The organism is Nodosilinea sp. LEGE 07298 (assembly GCF_015207265.1).
GTDB lineage: Bacteria > Cyanobacteriota > Cyanobacteriia > Phormidesmidales > Phormidesmidaceae > Nodosilinea.
In genome coordinates this window covers 1-16,767 of the sequence record NZ_JADEXE010000148.1, presented here as the reverse complement: position 1 = coordinate 16,767, position 16,767 = coordinate 1, and the positions used below count along the sequence as shown (strand labels likewise).

12 protein-coding genes are annotated in these 16,767 nt (G+C 52.4%); 10 read left to right on the top strand and 2 right to left on the bottom strand.

Translation table 11 applies throughout. From position 1 onward, the window contains the following. Complete coding sequence (locus IQ273_RS19275; protein ID WP_397197044.1) at nucleotides 1–111, top strand: transposase; 111 nt, start codon at nucleotides 1–3, stop codon at nucleotides 109–111. An 85-nt stretch (nucleotides 112–196) separates the two neighbouring features. Here IQ273_RS19275 and IQ273_RS19270 read toward each other — a convergent pair whose 3' ends face one another. Continuing rightward, complete coding sequence (locus tag IQ273_RS19270; protein ID WP_194024790.1) at nucleotides 197–520, bottom strand: hypothetical protein; 324 nt, start codon at nucleotides 518–520, stop codon at nucleotides 197–199. A 509-nt stretch (nucleotides 521–1,029) separates the two neighbouring features. Here IQ273_RS19270 and IQ273_RS19265 point away from each other — a divergent pair. The 5 genes from IQ273_RS19265 to IQ273_RS19245 all read left to right on the top strand — a co-directional run bounded on the left by IQ273_RS19265 (nucleotide 1,030) and on the right by IQ273_RS19245 (nucleotide 11,895). After that, complete coding sequence (locus tag IQ273_RS19265) at nucleotides 1,030–1,407, top strand: response regulator (RefSeq protein WP_194024789.1); 378 nt, start codon at nucleotides 1,030–1,032, stop codon at nucleotides 1,405–1,407. A 262-nt stretch (nucleotides 1,408–1,669) separates the two neighbouring features. Then, nucleotides 1,670–3,238 carry a hybrid sensor histidine kinase/response regulator gene (locus IQ273_RS19260; protein WP_194024788.1) on the top strand — a complete coding sequence of 523 codons (1,569 nt, stop codon included), beginning with the start codon at nucleotides 1,670–1,672 and terminating at the stop codon, nucleotides 3,236–3,238. A gap of 9 nt (nucleotides 3,239–3,247) precedes the next feature. Then, nucleotides 3,248–7,516, top strand: a complete 4,269-nt coding sequence (locus IQ273_RS19255; RefSeq protein ID WP_194024787.1) for a PAS domain S-box protein — start codon at nucleotides 3,248–3,250, stop codon at nucleotides 7,514–7,516. Next, nucleotides 7,509–10,655: a CHASE2 domain-containing protein gene (locus tag IQ273_RS19250; RefSeq protein WP_194024786.1), complete on the top strand. Its 3,147-nt coding sequence runs from the start codon at nucleotides 7,509–7,511 to the stop codon at nucleotides 10,653–10,655. The genes IQ273_RS19255 and IQ273_RS19250 overlap by 8 nt, the downstream gene beginning before the upstream one ends. Nucleotides 10,656–10,758: 103 nt before the next feature. Continuing rightward, on the top strand, nucleotides 10,759–11,895 hold the full coding sequence (locus tag IQ273_RS19245) for a response regulator (protein ID WP_194024785.1): 1,137 nt from the start codon (nucleotides 10,759–10,761) through the stop codon (nucleotides 11,893–11,895). 281 nt (nucleotides 11,896–12,176) lie between these two features. Here IQ273_RS19245 and IQ273_RS19240 read toward each other — a convergent pair whose 3' ends face one another. After that, nucleotides 12,177–12,824 (bottom strand): SH3 domain-containing protein, encoded by a 648-nt coding sequence (locus IQ273_RS19240; RefSeq protein WP_194024784.1) that lies wholly within the window; start codon nucleotides 12,822–12,824, stop codon nucleotides 12,177–12,179. A 573-nt stretch (nucleotides 12,825–13,397) separates the two neighbouring features. Between IQ273_RS19240 and IQ273_RS19235 the strand changes: the two genes are divergently transcribed. The 4 genes from IQ273_RS19235 (at nucleotide 13,398) to IQ273_RS19220 (ending at nucleotide 16,673) form a co-directional block, all read left to right on the top strand. After that, the gene (locus IQ273_RS19235) at nucleotides 13,398–14,060 is read left to right on the top strand and encodes an SH3 domain-containing protein (protein ID WP_194024783.1); all 663 of its coding nucleotides are present in this window, start codon (nucleotides 13,398–13,400) and stop codon (nucleotides 14,058–14,060) included. Nucleotides 14,061–14,104: 44 nt separating this feature from the next. Continuing rightward, complete coding sequence (locus IQ273_RS19230; RefSeq protein ID WP_194024782.1) at nucleotides 14,105–14,974, top strand: CPBP family intramembrane glutamic endopeptidase; 870 nt, start codon at nucleotides 14,105–14,107, stop codon at nucleotides 14,972–14,974. A 218-nt stretch (nucleotides 14,975–15,192) separates the two neighbouring features. Next, nucleotides 15,193–15,651, top strand: a complete 459-nt coding sequence (locus IQ273_RS19225) for a hypothetical protein (RefSeq protein ID WP_194024781.1) — start codon at nucleotides 15,193–15,195, stop codon at nucleotides 15,649–15,651. Nucleotides 15,652–15,731: 80 nt separating this feature from the next. Then, entirely contained in the window at nucleotides 15,732–16,673 is a 942-nt protein-coding gene (locus IQ273_RS19220; RefSeq protein ID WP_194024780.1) for an ABC transporter ATP-binding protein, read from the top strand. Nucleotides 16,674–16,767: the final 94 nt, after the last annotated feature.

Sequence of the window (16,767 nt, the reverse complement as noted above, 5' to 3'; positions counted from 1 at the left end):
ATCAACACGCGTTTGAAGTTGATTAAGCGCTCTGGCTACGGATTCACTAATTTTGAGCGATTCCGCCTCCGATGCCTAATCTGCTGGCATTTTTCTCCAACCGCTGCATAGTGATCCCAGGAGAGCCTCAGGCTTCTCAGTCCAGTGATCGGGTGGTCCGCTGGTTGCCTGACCCACCATCTCGAATTAAGAGCTTTTAGCTGTCTAAACAAACCTCTTCCTGGTTAGCTTTGTTTCTGCTCACTTCACGGCTTAACAAAGCGTCGATATTTCCATTTGCGTCTCGTGTCCGCAAAGAGAGCCAGACAATATAACGGGTCTCAGAGACCGTAATACAAACGGCATTTCCTTGCTCGATCTGTTCGTAGGCTGCGGCATAGGCCGCTAATCGATTAGCGGCTGAAAAAGACTGGAAGTAAGTATAGAGATCATGTTTGAAATACATACCTTCCTGGATGCTCTCACTCCAGTAGCGAAAGCGACAGACCAGACTTTCTTGGATAACCAGAGGATGAATCACGGTACAAAACAGATGGAGAGCGTAGCCTGTAGAGGCCGAGGATTAGCAACATTTCTTCGATTTATTGCGTTTACCCAGTAGCTGAGGACATAAGCTGAGAGCTGAAAAACTCAGTACTGGGAGGCTGTCAGGGGCGCAAGCGCCCTAATAAAGTCGGCACTTGCTATGCCAACTTATTGAGTAGCATAGAAAACAAATGTGGCAATCTCGTGGACATGAAGCTGACGATGAAGGTTGAATCTATTTGGGAAGTCTTTTTTTAACCTGTCCTAATCTTAATAAATAAATAAATTCAGGTTTTTAATTGACGTTTGTCAGAGGAGAGCCGTCTCTCTAGGCTGATTAATTGGCCAAAATTGTAGCCCACTTTTAGTAGAACTAGTCCGCACCCACTTCAATACCTGCTCCAAAATTTTCGTGATCCCACCCAGGATCGCTATAATTGGATACCGTCACCCATGCTGACTGCTGAGGATAGTTTTGGGTGCCATAGCCACCGTGGTGGGAGTATGAAACAAATCCTCGTGATTGATGATGAAGATGATATTCGCGAAATTGCTAAGGTCAGCCTGCAAACCTTGAAGCAGTGGCAAGTTTTGACCGCCGGTTCTGGAGAAGAAGGGGTAGCGATCGCAGCCCAGGCCCAGCCCGATGCTATTTTGCTAGATGTCTTAATGCCTGGCGTAGACGGACTGATGACTCTCCAGCTCTTAAAGAAAACCCCTGAAACTCAGCTAATTCCAGTCATCATGCTCACGGCAACAGGGGGAATCGTCTCGGAGCAACAGTACGCTGAACTCGGAGCTTACGCCATTATGAGTAAGCCCTTTGACCCTGGGCTACTAGGCGATCAAATCGCCCTAGCCTTACACTGGAACGGTGAATAGCGCTTAGCCTGGCTAAGGCTGAGGATTCTGCCAGATCAACGGTGCCTCCACAGAGATGTCACATTCTTTACCTACACTGCGAAATAGGTGATATGTTGCGATAGTTATCTCCTACTGTCGCCTGTAGCGCAGATGTCCCACTCGTGGGGGCGAGCTGCCCATCCGACAGTCATCAACCAATTTGGGTTGCTATATCAGGAAATATAGCCAAATAGTTCGCCTATATTTCAACGCCAACGGCATTAGCTCAATCCCGACTGAGATGAACTCACACCCAGCAGATACTTATCAAGGCAACATTTTAGTTGTAGATGACTCACCGGACAACCTACGGATTTTGTCGGCCAGCCTATCTATGATTGGCTACAAGGTTCGCTGCGTCACCAATGGTGAAATGGCCTTAGTCAGTGTCAAATCCTGTCCTCCTGATCTTATTTTATTAGATATTCGTATGCCCGCGTTAGACGGCTATGAAGTCTGCCAACGGCTAAAATCTGATTTAGAAACAAAGGATATTCCAATCATCTTTCTGAGCGCTTCAGATGATGTTATAGATAAAGTCAAGGCTTTTGATCTGGGTGGTGCTGACTATGTTACTAAGCCATTTCAGACCGGAGAAATCTTAGCCCGCATTGCTCATCAATTAACTATTCAGCGCTTACAAAATCAGCTAACCGAGCAGAATCAGCAGCTTCAGCAAGAAATTGAGGCCCACAGACGCACTACCGCAGCCCTAAAAGACGCCAAAGAAATCGCGGAAATTGCTAACCGGGCTAAGAGTAATTTCGTTGCCCGCATGAGTCATGAACTCAGGACTCCCTTAAACAGCATTCTGGGTTTTTCAGGTCTAATGGTCAACGACTCATCACTCACAGAGGAGCACCGGGACTACATTTCAGGCATTCACACAAGTGCTCGACATCTCCTTAAAATGATCAATCAATTTTTAACGATTACTCGGGACGAATCTGCTTGTATTGCCCTTAACCAGCAAGATTTCAATCTAAACTTATTGCTTGAAGAAATCGTGTTTGACTGGCAGCCTCAAGCCAGCAAGCAAGGTTTGCAGTTCAACTTGATTGTCAATCCTCAGGTGCCAAAATATATTCACTCTGATGATGGCAAGCTCCGGCAGGTTCTCATTCAGCTTTTGAAAAATGCGATTCAGTTTACCAGTGCAGGACAAATCAACCTGCGCGTGAGCCTAGAGGACAGCTATTGGCAAGACTGTGCTTTGGATGCACTACCGGAGACTCGTAATCAGCAATCGGCTCGTATCCTATTCTTTGAGATTGGAGATACTGGCTGTGGCATTAATCGCCACGAGGTCAACCAACTTTTTCACGCTTTTGCACAGTCAGAGTCAGGGCCTCAACCCAAGCAAGGGTTAGGCCTTGGCCTCTATATTAGCCACCAATACATTCAGGCCTTGGGAGGGCAAATCAGCCTCTCAAGTACCCCTGGGCAGGGTACCAAAGTTAGGTTTTACCTACCGGTTCACTTGGCAACGGTAGCTTTAAATGCGTCTCCATCGGATACCTCTGTAGAGATGGAGCTGTTAGGTGGAAGCTTGCCTATGGCTGCGACCATGTCACTGGAGACCGCCGAAGCACTGATGGCCGAAGTGTTAGATCAAGGTCTGCCCCTGGACTGGGCGATCCATCTTCATCGAGCAGCCATGCAGGGGTTCGACCAACAAATTGCAGCTCTGATTCAGCAAATTCCTCAGGTTTATCGGCCCTTGGCAAAAGTACTATCTGATTGGAACAAAAACTTTCAGTTTGATCCAATCGTGACGATTGCCCAGCGTGTTTTAGACCGGAGTCAATGATGCCAACCTATGGATGATGCTTTCCACGAGGTAATTGACCATCAGGTGTCTACCATAGTTGCTACGGCCACTGTGGCAGCGGCGATCGCTCAGCTTAGCCAAGTGCAGCAGCCCTGCCTGGTGGTCATTGAGCCCAAAAGCCACCGCTACCTTGGGTTATTTACCGAGCGCGATGCTGTGTGCCTAGTGGCCAGGGGCCTCAGCACCTCTAGCCAAGCCCTGTCAGCACACCTTCAGCCCTCTCCAGCTTTATGGCAATCGGATCTGGGCTCTGTGGGCGCGATCGCAGCCTGCTTCGACCAGCATCAACTTCCAGCGCTCCCAGTGGTAAACGACTTTGGTCAACCCGTGGGTCTCATTACTCTCCGGCAGCTGTGGCGTAGGCTGCGCCAGCCAGAGCCGCTTGACACCATAGGCGATGTGCCGACAACCCTAGCGCTGCCTGCCCCTAGCGCTCAAAACATACATCCCATAGCCAACTCTGAACAGCGAGCTACGCTGCGAGAGCTTCAGCAGACGAAAGCCCGCTTAGAGCTTTTCTTCACGCAGTCCCTGGATGGGTTTTTCTTTATGATGCTCGACCAACCGGTTGCGTGGAACGACAGCATAGACAAAGACAGTACCCTGGACTATGTCTTAACCCACCAGCGCATCACTAAAATTAACAACGCCATGCTAGAGCAGTATGGCGCTTGTCGAGAGCAGTTTATGGGGCTAACCCCAGCCGATTTTTTTGCCCACAACTTAGAGCACGGGCGGCAGGTTTGGCGACAGTTTTTTGATGCCGGTCAACTGCATATTGAAACCGAGGAGCGCAAGTTAGATGGCACCCCGATCTGGATTGAGGGAGACTATATGTGCCTTTATGACGAACAGGGCAACATCACCGGCCACTTTGGGGTACAGCGAAACATAACCGCTCGCAAATGTGCTGAGGCCAGCCTGAGAGAAAGCGAAGCCCGCTGGCATCTGGTTATTCGAGCCAGTCACGACGGTATTTTTGATATTGATCTAGTGACTGGCCAGGGGTTTTATTCCGATCGGTTTAAGGCGATGTTGGGCTATCAGCCCCACGAGTTCGCCAACACCGGGGAACAGTGGGTGGAGTTGCTGCACCCCGAGGACCGCGATCGCGTCCTTACGGCCAAAGCCGCCTACCTAGAACGCAAGCAACCCGATTTAATTCAGGAATATCGGATTCGATGCCGAGATGGCAGTTACCGATGGCTGTTTGATCGGGTCCTAGCTGTATGGGATGACACCGGTAACCCCATCAGAGTTGTCGGTACCTGCACTAACATTACCAGTCGCAAACAAGCTGAAGCCGACCTAGAAAAGCGAGAGCGCTATTTAGCCGCCCTGGTCAAAATTCAACGGCTGCTGCTGGCCACCAAAGGGCACCATCACTACTATCAAGAGGTTCTAGAGTACCTGGGGGTGGTAGCTGGGGCCTCTAGGGTTTACCTATTTAAAAATCACTCGGATGCCGCTGGTCGTATGTTCATGAGCCAGCGAGCCGAGTGGTGTGCCGAGGGCGTCACCGCCGAAATCGATAATCCCCTGCTGCAAAATCTGCCCTACCCAGATTTTTTCCCGCGCTGGGGAGCATCGCTGTCGCGGGGTGAGAGTATTCATGGCTGCGTGGCAGATTTTCCTGAATCTGAGCGCCTGGTGCTAGAGCCCCAGGGGATTCGGGCTGTTCTGATTTTGCCTCTGATGGTAAGGGGAGAGCTGTTTGGCTTTATTGGGTTTGACAACTGCGCGTCTGACTACAGCTGGGATTCCTTAGAAAGCAATCTTTTGAGTGCAGCCGCCGCCGCCATCTCTCTGCACCAGGAACATTTTCAACTCCACCAAAAACACCATCAGGCGGAACTTGCCCTACAGCGGCAGCAGGAGTTTCTCCGCAACGTGATCGACAATCCACCAAATCTAATATTTGCCAAGGACTGGCAGGGGCGGTTTGTTTTGGCCAATCAGGCTGTGGCCAGTCTTTATGACACCACGGTTCAAGACTTAATTGGCAAGACCGATGCAGATTTTAATCCAAGCCTAGCTGAATTTGAGCATTTTTTGCGAGACGATCGCGAGGTGATTAGCACTGGAAAGGTAAAAGTAATTGAAGAAGAAGTAACTTCAAAAACCGGTAAAATTTATCAGTTCAAAACTATTAAAAAACCTATTAAGGCGATTGACGGGCAAACAACGCTATCCCTTGGCGTGGCTACAGACATTGGCAGCTACAAAAAAATGGAGCAGGCGCTGCGATTAATTGTAGAGGGTACGGCCACCAAGACAAGCCAGGACTTTTTTCACTTGTTAGTACGCCATCTAGCGGAGGTGTTGGGCGTTCGCTATGCTCTTGTCGCTGAGTTGACTGGCCCAGACAGCAATAGAAGTCGTACCCTGGCTTTTTGGCAGGGCGATCGGTTTGGTGACAACTTTGAGTACGCGTTAACGGGCACTCCCTGCGAACGAGTAGCGGCTGGTGAGATGATCTACTACGAAGATTCTATTCAAGCTAAATTTCCTCAACACGAGCATCTGGCTGATTTGGGGGTAGAAAGCTATTTAGGCATGCCTTTGAACAACGCCTTGGGTGACGTCATCGGACATCTAAAGGTTCTAGATAACCGTCCCATAGTAGAGCGGGAGTTTTCTGAGCAAATTTTGAGAATTTTTGCGGCGCGAGCCGGAGCTGAACTGGAACGAAAGCAGTCTGAAGAAGCCATGGCGGCGCTGCTAGCCCAGGCTCAAGACCAGGCTCAAGATCTCAAAAAAGCCAAGCTGTCGGCAGAGGTGGCCAGCCGTGCCAAAAGTGACTTCTTAGCCCATATGAGCCACGAACTACGCACTCCCCTCAACTCCATCCTGGGCTTTACCCAAATTATCAATCACGTTCCCAATCTGCCTGAGGCTGTTCGGGACTATGTCACGATTATCAATCGCAGTGGTCAGCATTTGCTAACCCTGATCAACGACGTTCTAGAGATGTCTAAAATTGAAGCGGGTCGCCTGAAGCTTCAGGCCCATGACTTCGATTTCTACCAGTTGCTAGACAGCATCTATGAGATGCTATCCCTCAAAGCTACCCACCAAAATTTGCAGTTTTTCATTGAGCGATCGCCCCAATTGCCTCGCTACATTACCGCTGATGAGGGTAAGCTGCGCCAGGTCTTACTCAATCTGTTGGGGAATGCGATTAAATTTACGACCCAGGGCTGTGTTGTGCTGCGCATAGACGCCATAGCCGCTAGCGACGATCGATTTGCGCCTATTACCCTCGGCTTTGAGGTTGAAGACAGTGGCCCAGGTATTGCCCCAGACGACTTGCCCCGCTTGTTTACGCCTTTTGTGCAGACCAGCACGGGGCAAAAAAACAACGAGGGCACAGGGCTGGGGCTTACCATCAGCCAAAAGTTTGTGCAGCTGTTGGGCGGCACCATTACCGTTGAGAGTGGGGTGGGTCAGGGCAGCACCTTTCGATTTCAAATTCCAGTCACCCCATCCCTGGTGGAGGTACCCACCCCGGTCTTTCCTGCGCTACCGATGGTCGGGGTCCACCCCAGTCATCTGCCCTGCCGCCTGCTGATTGTCGAAGACCACTGGGAAAATCAGCAGGTGCTCCTCAATCTCTTGCAGCCTTTGGGATTTAGTTTGCGGGTTGCCAACCACGGCCGAGAAGCCATCGATCTGTGGGCCGAGTGGTACCCCCATGGTATTTTGATGGACATGCGGATGCCGATCATGGATGGATATGAGGCTATCCAGCACATTCGGGCTCGCGAGCGGAAGGCCAGGATGGCTGTCGAGCGCCCCCCCGGCTCCAGCGCTCACCCAATGGCCAAGATTATCGCGGTCACCAGCAGCGCCTTTGATCAAGAGCGGGCGGACATTCTAGAGGCGGGTTGTGACGATTTCATTAGTAAGCCCTTTCAGGAACAGGACTTGTTGGCCAAATTAGCCCAGCATCTGGGGCTAACCTACCTCTATGCTGCCCCGATCAGCCTGGGTAAACAGGTCGATGAGGCTTCGACTGCCGTTCCACCAGGGGTACCTCATGCCCAATCAGAAACCCTGACGCTTGAAGGGCAATCCAGAGCGTGGATCGATCAGCTGCATCGAGCAGCGGTGCTGGGACGAGATACCCAAATCTTGAAGTTAATTGCGCAGCTCCCTGCGACCCAGGCTGACCTGATTCAAGCGCTCACCCGATGGGCGCAGGATTTTCACTTTGAGCAAATCCTGGCATTGACCCGGGCCGCTGGCCATGATTAAGCGCCTAGTTGAACATTTATGGCGGTTACTCCCTGGTGCGATCGCGGCGGTAGTCATCGCCCTACTGTTGCAGGGGCAAGCCTTTCAGCCGCTGGAACAGATGGCCTACCGCAGTCTTTTCGACCTCCGGGGGCCACAAACGCCAGACGATCGCCTGGTCGTCGTGGCCATCGACGATGCCAGCCTCCGGGAACTGGGGCGGTTTCCCTGGCCGCGCCACTACTACGCCCAACTGCTCGATCAGTTGTCCCGCCAGGGGGCCAGCGTTGTGGCCATGGCGGTGCTTTGGTCAGAGCCCAGCGATGACGATGCCGAGCTGGCCCAGGCCCTACAGCGCCAGGGGGTGACGGTGCTAGCCCAGGCCTGGGACGCCGACAACACCGCTCTACTGCCGGTGCCAGAGCTTGAGCAGGCGGCGATCGCCACCGGCCACATTATGCGGCGCGAAGATTCTGACGGGCTAGTGCGCGACATCGTCCCCCTGTGGCAAGGTCAGCCCGCCCTAGGAGTGGCGGCGATTCAGGCCCATAGCCTGGTGTCTGGCCTGGTTGAACTCCCCAATTTAGATCAGCCCCTGTGGCTTAACTGGACAGGCCCAGCCGCTGATATCCAGACCTACTCCTTCGTCGATCTTCTCCAAGACCGCATTCCAGCGATCGCCCTGCAGAACAAGATAGTGATTGTGGGAGCCACGGCGGCTGGGCTCGATCCGCTCATCACTCCCTTTGATCGCAACCCACCCACCAGCGGCGTTTACCTCCATGCCACGGCTATTCACAACCTGCTGCAAAACAACGCCCTGCGCCCCCTGACTAGCCCCTACCTCTGGCTGGTTTTACTGCTGAGTGCCCCTGGCCTCAGCTGGCTGATGACCGGATGGAACACCCCCCAGCAGCTTGCTGCCATAACCGGACTGTGCGCCAGCTGGGGACTGATCAGCCTGCTGCTGTTTCATGCCTATTTTTGGTTACCCACGGCGGCCCCGATCAGCCTTTTCATGGCCACAGCCGCCCTGGCCGCTCTCTGCGATCGCCTGCGGGAAGACTACCTGCTGCGGCGTCAGGTGACCGAGCTTTGGCGGGAGCATCACCAAGACTTGCTCAGCCACACGCTTACGACTGGGGTGGACTGGCAACCAGCACCACCGCTGCCTCGACCCCAAGGTGCAATCCCGCAGGTGGCCCAACTGGCAGATCTGGCCCAGCAGCTGGGCCGCTCCCAGGCGATGCAAATTGCGATCGCCCGCACCCTGCCCGTCGGGCTGCTAGCCGCCGATGCAGACCGCCTAGTCTGGTTTTGTAACCCCATGGCCAAACGGTGCTTTGCCATTGAAGTGGGCAGTCCAATACAGGCGGCAGTGGTACCCCACTGGCTGAGCGCCGACCAGTGGCAAAACAGCCTAGATCGGCTCAAAACCGGGAATACTAGCCAATACCGTGGCCTGTATCGGGGTAACCGTTGGTTTGACCTCAGCCTGCAACCCTTGCCGATCTCTATGCCGCTTAACCTCCCCGTCGTTACCCCTTCCTCCTCCGGTATCTTGCTACTTCTAGAAGAAATCACTGAGCACAAACAGGCTGAAGCCGCCCTAAAGCGAGCCAAAGAGGCCGCCCTGCGGGAGGCTAAACGCAGTGCGGCAGCCAGTCGGGCCAAGGGCGATTTTCTTGCCCAAATGAGCCACGAGTTGCGCACTCCGCTGAACGTCATTCTGGGGTTTACCCAAGTTATGAGCCACGATCAGTCGCTCCACCTTGACCACCGCAACCATCTCAAAATTATTAACCGCAGTGGGCAGCACCTGTTGGGCATGATCAACGACGTTTTAGAGATGTCAAAAATTGAGGCGGGTAGAATTCAGCTCAACGAAACTCGATTTAACCTCCATCACCTGCTGCATGACCTAGATACTATGGTGCGGGCAAAAGCCCAGACCAAAGGGCTGCAACTGATGATTCAAACCACAGATGATTTGCCCCAGCACATCGCCACTGATGAGGGCAAACTAAGGCAAATTCTGCTAAATTTGGTCGGCAATGCGATCAAATTTACAGAGACCGGCAGCGTCACGGTGCGGATTCACCAAATTCACAATCTGCACCACTCCCGTGCCATCACCCTGGCCTTTGAGGTCGAAGACACCGGTAGCGGCATTGCCGCTGCTGCTCTCGGACAGCTGTTTCAACCCTTTACTCAATTCAATACCGGTGACCATACCGAAGCTGGTACCGGCCTTGGGCTGGCCATCAGCCGCCGATTTGTTCGCCTAATGGGGGGAGATATTACGGTGCAGAGCACTCTTGGCGTGGGCAGCCGCTTTAAATTTCACATTCAAGCTGCCCCCGCCGAGGCCCCGCCGCTTGCTGCACCCAAGGCGAGAGGGCGGGTTGTTGCCCTGGCTCCCAATCAACCCACCTACCGCGTCCTCATCGTTGAAGACCAGCAAGAAAATAGCCAGCTGCTGCTGGAGTTGCTGACGCCTCTAGGGTTTGAACTTTGCTGTGCCAAGAACGGTAAATCGGGCATTGCCCGGTGGCAACAGTGGCACCCCCACCTAATTTTGATGGATTTGCGGATGCCAATTGTAGATGGGGTAAAAGCCACCCAAACCATCCGCGCAATTGAATACGACCAGTCAAAAGCTCAGGGGCAATCTAGTAAGGCCCTGTCTAGCCTATCCGCGATGGCAGCCCCCGCTTTAAGTCGGTCTCCTTCAAACCGCACTAAAATTATTGCGCTAACGGCTAGCCCCTTTGAAGAGACCAAAGCCAACGCGATCGCGATCGGCTGTGACGACTTTTTGCGCAAGCCAATTCAAGCCGATCTACTGTTGGAAAAAATGGCTGAGCATTTATCCCTTACCTATCTTTATCAATCGTCCGCCCAGCTGGCTAAAGCAGCCGATCGTCTAGCTGATCCAGAAATTCTGTCACCCCAAGCTTTAGGGGAGATGCTAGCGGACATGCCGCCTGAGTGGATTCAGCAACTGCACGAGCTAGCCGTGAAAGGGGCCGATCGCCCCATACTTCAGCTCCTGGCCCAGCTGCCTAAAACCCATACCCCTCTGGTTAAAACAGTGACCCATTGGCTGAATGATTTCAACTTTGATAAGATCATTCAGCTTACCCGACCTAAATGTTAATCCAAACGTTAATTAGCCTAAAGCAATGGCTATTTAGCTTAAACATCTGTCCAAGTAAGTTCCTGATTCACTTTTCTCCCTATAATAAATTCGTCACACTAATATGGATAAGTATTCAAAAGGTGGTCTGCGAGAGGATATTTTGCTAGTGGATGACACCCCAGACAATCTGAGGGTTTTGTCTGCCATGCTGACCAATCAGGGCTACGAAGTGCGCAAAGCCCTAAATGGGCAGCGGGCGATCGCATCAGTGCAGTCAGATCCCCCCGATCTAATTTTGCTTGACATCAGAATGCCGGGCATGGATGGTTATGCCGTGTGTCAACAGTTAAAATCTGACTCTAAAACCTGCGACGTTCCGGTTATTTTTATCAGTGCCCTAGACGATGTCTTAGATAAGGTCAAAGCCTTTGCCGTAGGGGGCGTTGACTATGTGACCAAGCCTTTTCAGGAAATGGAAGTGCTCGCCCGTATTGAGCATCAGCTATGCATCCAGCGACTGAAACAGCAGTTGCTAGAGCATAACCAAGAATTAGCTCGATCTAATCAAGAACTAGAGCAATTTGCCCACGTAGTATCCCATGATCTACAGCAACCTCTCCAGAGCATTACCGGTTTCGCAAAGCTGATGCTGATCAAATACCAAAACCAATTAGATCAGGCCGCCCTTGATTACTTAAATCGCATTCATGGATCGGGCGATCGAATGCAGCGGCTGATTCAAGATTTATTGTCTTACTCCAAAACTGGCCTGCATGACCAGGAGATGCAAGTTGTTGATTTAAATATTGTACTTAAACAGGTTTTAGAAAACCTAGATGGCAGCATCAAACACAACCAAGTCACCCTTGACTGCAACTCGCTGCCTACCGTTATGGGCCATGAGACTCAGCTAATTCAGCTATTTCAAAATCTGATTAGCAATGCCATCAAATTTGTTGAACCTGGAGTGATTCCACAAATTGAAATTTCTTCCCTAGAGCAAGGAGACTGGTGGCTATTTGAAATCAACGATCATGGTATTGGTATTGACGCCCAGTACCTTGAAAAAGTTTTCGATATGTTTCAGCGTACTAAGTCCGCTGAGAGCTACTCAGGGACAGGAATTGGCTTAGCTACCTGCAAAAAAATTGTAAAAAATCACGGTGGCCAACTATGGGCTACCTCTCAATTGGGAATCGGCACAACCTTTCACTTCACGCTATTGGGGCCTAGCGGGCCGGTATCCCGACAGGTTTAATTCTTTTCAGTCAAATCAGCATTCACCAAGTACCCGCCAGGCCGAGTGCCGGGCCGCAATTTGTCGAAAAAAGCGGCTGCGCTCATCTATCGCATGTGGATCTATTGACCTTGCCTCGAAAAAGTGGACATTCCCGAAGAGTCGACAACGAAGGAGAATGTCCACTTTTTCGAGGCAAGGTCAGACTGCCCTTCCAGACTCCGTGTTGGGCATCGGTGGTGCCCGAGTAGGCGAGATTGACGATCACGGGTGAGCCAGACCCAGGATCTAAGGTAAAGCGGCTAAACCCAGACTCGCGGGTGTAATTGACGGTTAAACCGACTGCCATTGGAGAACGAACCGACACAGGTCATGGTCAGATTGTCGACGTTAGGCTCTGAGGTACCGCCCCCGGCATTGGGATTGTCGTTGTAGGGGTTGCCGTAGTAGCCCGCATCAAACCCAGCATAGAACCCTTTGCGATAGGCCGGGTCGTAGGCCGGGTCGGGGTTGCCAGAACCAGCCTGCAAAGCCCCATCGGGGTTGTAGCCCGAATTGTATTGCTTAAAGTTCTGCCCATCCTGGTAGCCCAGTTTATAGCCGTCTCGGTAACCCTGATCGGGGCTTGGGGTTGTGGGCTGCTCGGGGGTTACCGGTGTACTGTCACCATCGATCACAATATTGCCGCCATAGGCCCAGCCCACATCCTGGGAGAGGTTACTCCCGACCTGATACCAAACGCTGTCGCCCATGGCTGTTTCGGCAAAAATATCGAGCTGGGTGCCATTGGGAGCGGCATAGATCACTGGAGTATTGGTTCCTGGTGCCGTGTGGATACGGAGGGATGGCTGGGCCTGCACAGTGCCAGTTTTAATCGGGGTGGCTGGAGCAGGGTTTGTGGCCTCAATCGCTGAGGCTTCCAGCTCTAGGGCTTCAGGCTCTGGGGACACAGAAGCAGGCCCTTGGCAGGCCGTCGCCAATAAACCTAGCCATAGAGCAGTCATGAACCATTTCATAGTGTCAAATCACCCGTTGAATACTGAGGTTTCTTTGGTGTAAAAACCTTTTAAGCGCTTTGTTTCTAACGTTACGCCAGCCCCAAGCAATAGGCTTGGCGACAGTGAAGCTATTAATCCTAAACTCATCTCGTCAATAAGTCTAATTTAGAACTCATTTTGCTCAAGCCAATTATCTCACTCCACTGCTGCTTTAAATCTCAATACTGCCCATACAAGGTTTTTGCATTGATGCCGTCAAAGCCTTGCCTTGCGGCCATTTCTGTGGTGCGCAGAAAATAATGTCACCTTTCTAACTTTTCTAACCTTTCTTACGATTGTCACTTTTTAGCGTTAATAAAGGTGCTTTTGATCGCAGTTATTTGCGATCGTAAATAACTGAAAACATGTTAGTTTCCAATATGGCAAGTGTCATAATTTCTGTAAAATTAGGGCTTGCCCTTGAAGGCAAGCCTGCTCAACGGTGTATGGTTTTGCCTTAATTATTGCGAACGTAGGACTGTGAAAATGATGTTGAAATATCTGCCTTTGGCGATGATGGTCGGGCTATGGCCCGGTGCGGCAGTAGTGCATGCAAGCACCCCGCCTGCGCCTCAACTCATCGCTCAACAAGTCCAGCTCTATGGCACCGTGATTCCTAACGATCTGAACGTGCGTGATGGGGCAGGCACGGATCGCCGGGTGCTCTACGTGCTCCATCGGGATGCAGTGGTGGGCATTACCGGCCAGTATGGCGACGGGGCTGACAGTTGGTACCGAGTGGTGCCGATGACCAGTGGCTACCCCCAGACCGAAGGCTGGGTATCTGGAGCTTACTTAAAAGTTCGCGACTCGCAGCCCTCGGGTTCCTACTACGATACGGGCTACCAAGCCGGCCTAGCTGACGCCCAAGCCGGTCGCACCTACGACCCCGTGGGCGGCAGCCGCGACCTACCGGCTGATGCTTCCCGCGCCTATAGCCGAGGCTATGGCGACGGCTATACAGCGGGACGGCCGGGCAACCCCTCTGGCCTCCAGCGGTACTACGACGATGGCTACCAGCACGGTCTGGAAGATGGCCGGGCGGGCAGCACCTACGATCCGGTGGCCGGTAGCCATGGTCTGCCTGCCAACCTCTCGCGAGAATATACCCGGGGCTATGCCGACGGTTACGAAGCCGGTCGGCCCTAAGGCACCAAGTGTGCTAACCAACATCAGGAAGGATCAGCCTACTCATGTTCTCATTCATGATTCGCAGCAGTTTAATCTGTGGAGCGATCGCCACCGTCTACTGGTTGATACGCAAGCAGTCCGTTCGTAAGGGCTTTGGCTTTACGTTTCACTGGTGGGCTTTGGGGGATTTGGGCGCTGGAGCGCTAATCTGTGCCATCGCCATGGTGGGCATCTTCCTGGTTGAATGGCTGCTCGGCGGTATTCAGGTTGAAGGTTTCCAGATCGACCTAGAGGCGCTGAGCTACTGGTTTCGCAATGATGCCTTTACCGCCGTTCTTGAGGAAGTGATCTCCCGATCGCTCCAATTGAGCGGCTTTCACGTTGGGCTAGGGGTGTTAGTAGCCCTTCTACTGAGTCAACTGCTGGGCGGGACGTTCCCCAGCAGATTGGATCGCGTGCTCGGCTGGTGTAAGTGGGGGGCGATCGTGATCAGCGCGATCGTGTTTGGTTACGCCCACATTAACAATCCCGGTGCCTCCGCGTTTACGGCTTTTGGCAATGCCCTGGGTGGCATTATCTATGGCATTGCCTTTTTAGGGGGCCGCAATATCTGGTTGCCCATAGGGCTGCACTTCGGCTGGAACTACGTTCAGGGGCCGATTCTTGGCTTTCCCGTCAGTGGCAATGACCATGGAGGGCTGATCGCGCAACAGACCATAGGTTCCGATCTGTTGACCGGCGGTGCTTTTGGCCCTGAGGGCGGGTTAGTGGGGATGTTTTTCCGCTTTGTGGTTATAGCGATGGTGCTGTACTACCTGCACCGACGTTGCGATCGGCAGGGTGATATCAAACACCTCAATTTCCCCATCAGCATCTATGACAATCCCCCACGCCGGAAGTCTGGGGATACCCCAGAAGCGCAACCGGGATGAATTGATGCCCTCCTAAACCCACCCCGGAATCAACGCCGAAATTTGTCCGATCGACTACTTCCAATCCACCGAAACCTATGACTGACACTCTCTCGCCGACCTCCATTCACATTCACAACCTGATCAAAGGCAACAAGTGATTTAATACTCATCCCTCAACTGATTGGAGGTTAGAGGGTAGATAAACCTTGATGTTGGAAAATTCTTAGGAGCAAATCGTGACGACGAATTCTAGACCGTTTGGTGTCACGTTGATCGCGACCTTAATGCTGATTACTGGCCTAACTAGAACGATTTTGGAAATCTTTTTGATGGCTAATAATCCCTATGCTCAGGCTGGCCTAGAGCGAGCCTTGCCTGAGATAAAGTCAGCCGTGACTGGGGGAGGATCCTGGTCTTTTTCGGCTGGAGTGGTGTTTCTGATTCTGGGTTTGCTGGGTCTGTTGGCGAGCTATGGCATGTTTACGCTCAAGGGTTGGGCCTGGGTCTGGACAACTTTTGTGGTAGGTATGCATTTTTTTCAAGGGGTAAACCATATCTTTGATGCCTTATTTCGTTCAGGCGGCAATTGGGTGCTCTTGGATGGTTTGCTTACCCTGCTTATTTTTGGGCTGGTCTTTTTCTACCTGCTGAGTAGCCCAGTTAAGCGGGTCTTTGGCACACTGCGTCAAGGCTAATCTATCGACATCTATCGGCCCCTGGCGAGGGTGCCGCCCATTTTTGACCAATCTGCCGCTAGCTATCTACAACAACAACCATGACCTCAACCCTATCGTTGGATACCCCCATTCAAATTCGGGGACTCACCAAAACCTATCCCAACGGCTACAAAGCCCTCAACGGTGTCAATCTCGATATTCCCATGGGCATGTTTGGCCTGCTCGGCCCCAACGGGGCGGGCAAGTCTAGCCTGATGCGCACGATCGCCACTCTCCAAGAAGCCACCGAGGGCACCGTCCAGTGGGGCGACATCAATGTGCTGACCGAAAAGGTCAAGCTGCGCCAGGTGTTGGGCTATTTGCCCCAGTACTTTGGCGTGTATCCAGGGGTGTCTGCGGAAAAGCTGCTGGATCACTTTGCCGCGCTGAAAGGAATTACCAACGGTAAAGAACGGAAGGAACTGGTCACGCACCTGCTCAACCAGGTGAATTTGTACGAAGCGCGCGATCGCGCCGTTAGCGGCTTTTCGGGCGGTATGCGGCAGCGGTTTGGCATTGCCCAAGCCCTTGTTGGCGACCCGCGTCTGGTAATTGTGGACGAGCCCACCGCTGGCCTCGACCCGGCGGAGCGGGTGCGTTTCCTGAATTTGCTGAGCGAAATTTCCGAGCGGGCGGCGATCATTCTCTCCACCCACATTGTGGAAGACGTGAGCGAGCTGTGCCCCCAGATGGCGGTGCTGATTGCCGGAGAAATTCGCGCTACCGGGCAACCCAGCACCATGATGCAGCAACTGGCGGGCAAGGTCTGGCGGATTCAGCTCAAGCGCGATCAGCTACCCAGCTATGAAGAGACCTATCAAGTACTCTCCACCCGCTTCTTTATGGGCGATATCATTGCGCGGGTCTACAGCAAATCTGACCCCGGTGCGGATTTTGAGGTGGTTGAGCCAGACTTGGAAGATGTCTACTTCTGTGTGATGAAGAAGATTCCGGCTTTGCGATCGGACGAATCAGTGGTAACGCCATCGGTGGCCGATTAGCGATCCCAGCCTACCGACTAGATCCCAGGGTTCTTAAAGAACTCTGGGATCTACTCCCCCAACAGATCTCTGAGTTCTTTAAGAACTCGGAGAT

Coding starts and splice junctions, on each gene's coding strand:
- IQ273_RS19220 (WP_194024780.1), top strand. CDS start 15,732: ATGACCTCAACCCTATCGTTGGATACCCCCATTCAAATTCGGGGACTC.
- IQ273_RS19250 (WP_194024786.1), top strand. CDS start 7,509: ATGATTAAGCGCCTAGTTGAACATTTATGGCGGTTACTCCCTGGTGCG.
- IQ273_RS19230 (WP_194024782.1), top strand. CDS start 14,105: ATGTTCTCATTCATGATTCGCAGCAGTTTAATCTGTGGAGCGATCGCC.
- IQ273_RS19235 (WP_194024783.1), top strand. CDS start 13,398: ATGATGTTGAAATATCTGCCTTTGGCGATGATGGTCGGGCTATGGCCC.
- IQ273_RS19255 (WP_194024787.1), top strand. CDS start 3,248: ATGGATGATGCTTTCCACGAGGTAATTGACCATCAGGTGTCTACCATA.
- IQ273_RS19260 (WP_194024788.1), top strand. CDS start 1,670: ATGAACTCACACCCAGCAGATACTTATCAAGGCAACATTTTAGTTGTA.
- IQ273_RS19245 (WP_194024785.1), top strand. CDS start 10,759: ATGGATAAGTATTCAAAAGGTGGTCTGCGAGAGGATATTTTGCTAGTG.
- IQ273_RS19265 (WP_194024789.1), top strand. CDS start 1,030: ATGAAACAAATCCTCGTGATTGATGATGAAGATGATATTCGCGAAATT.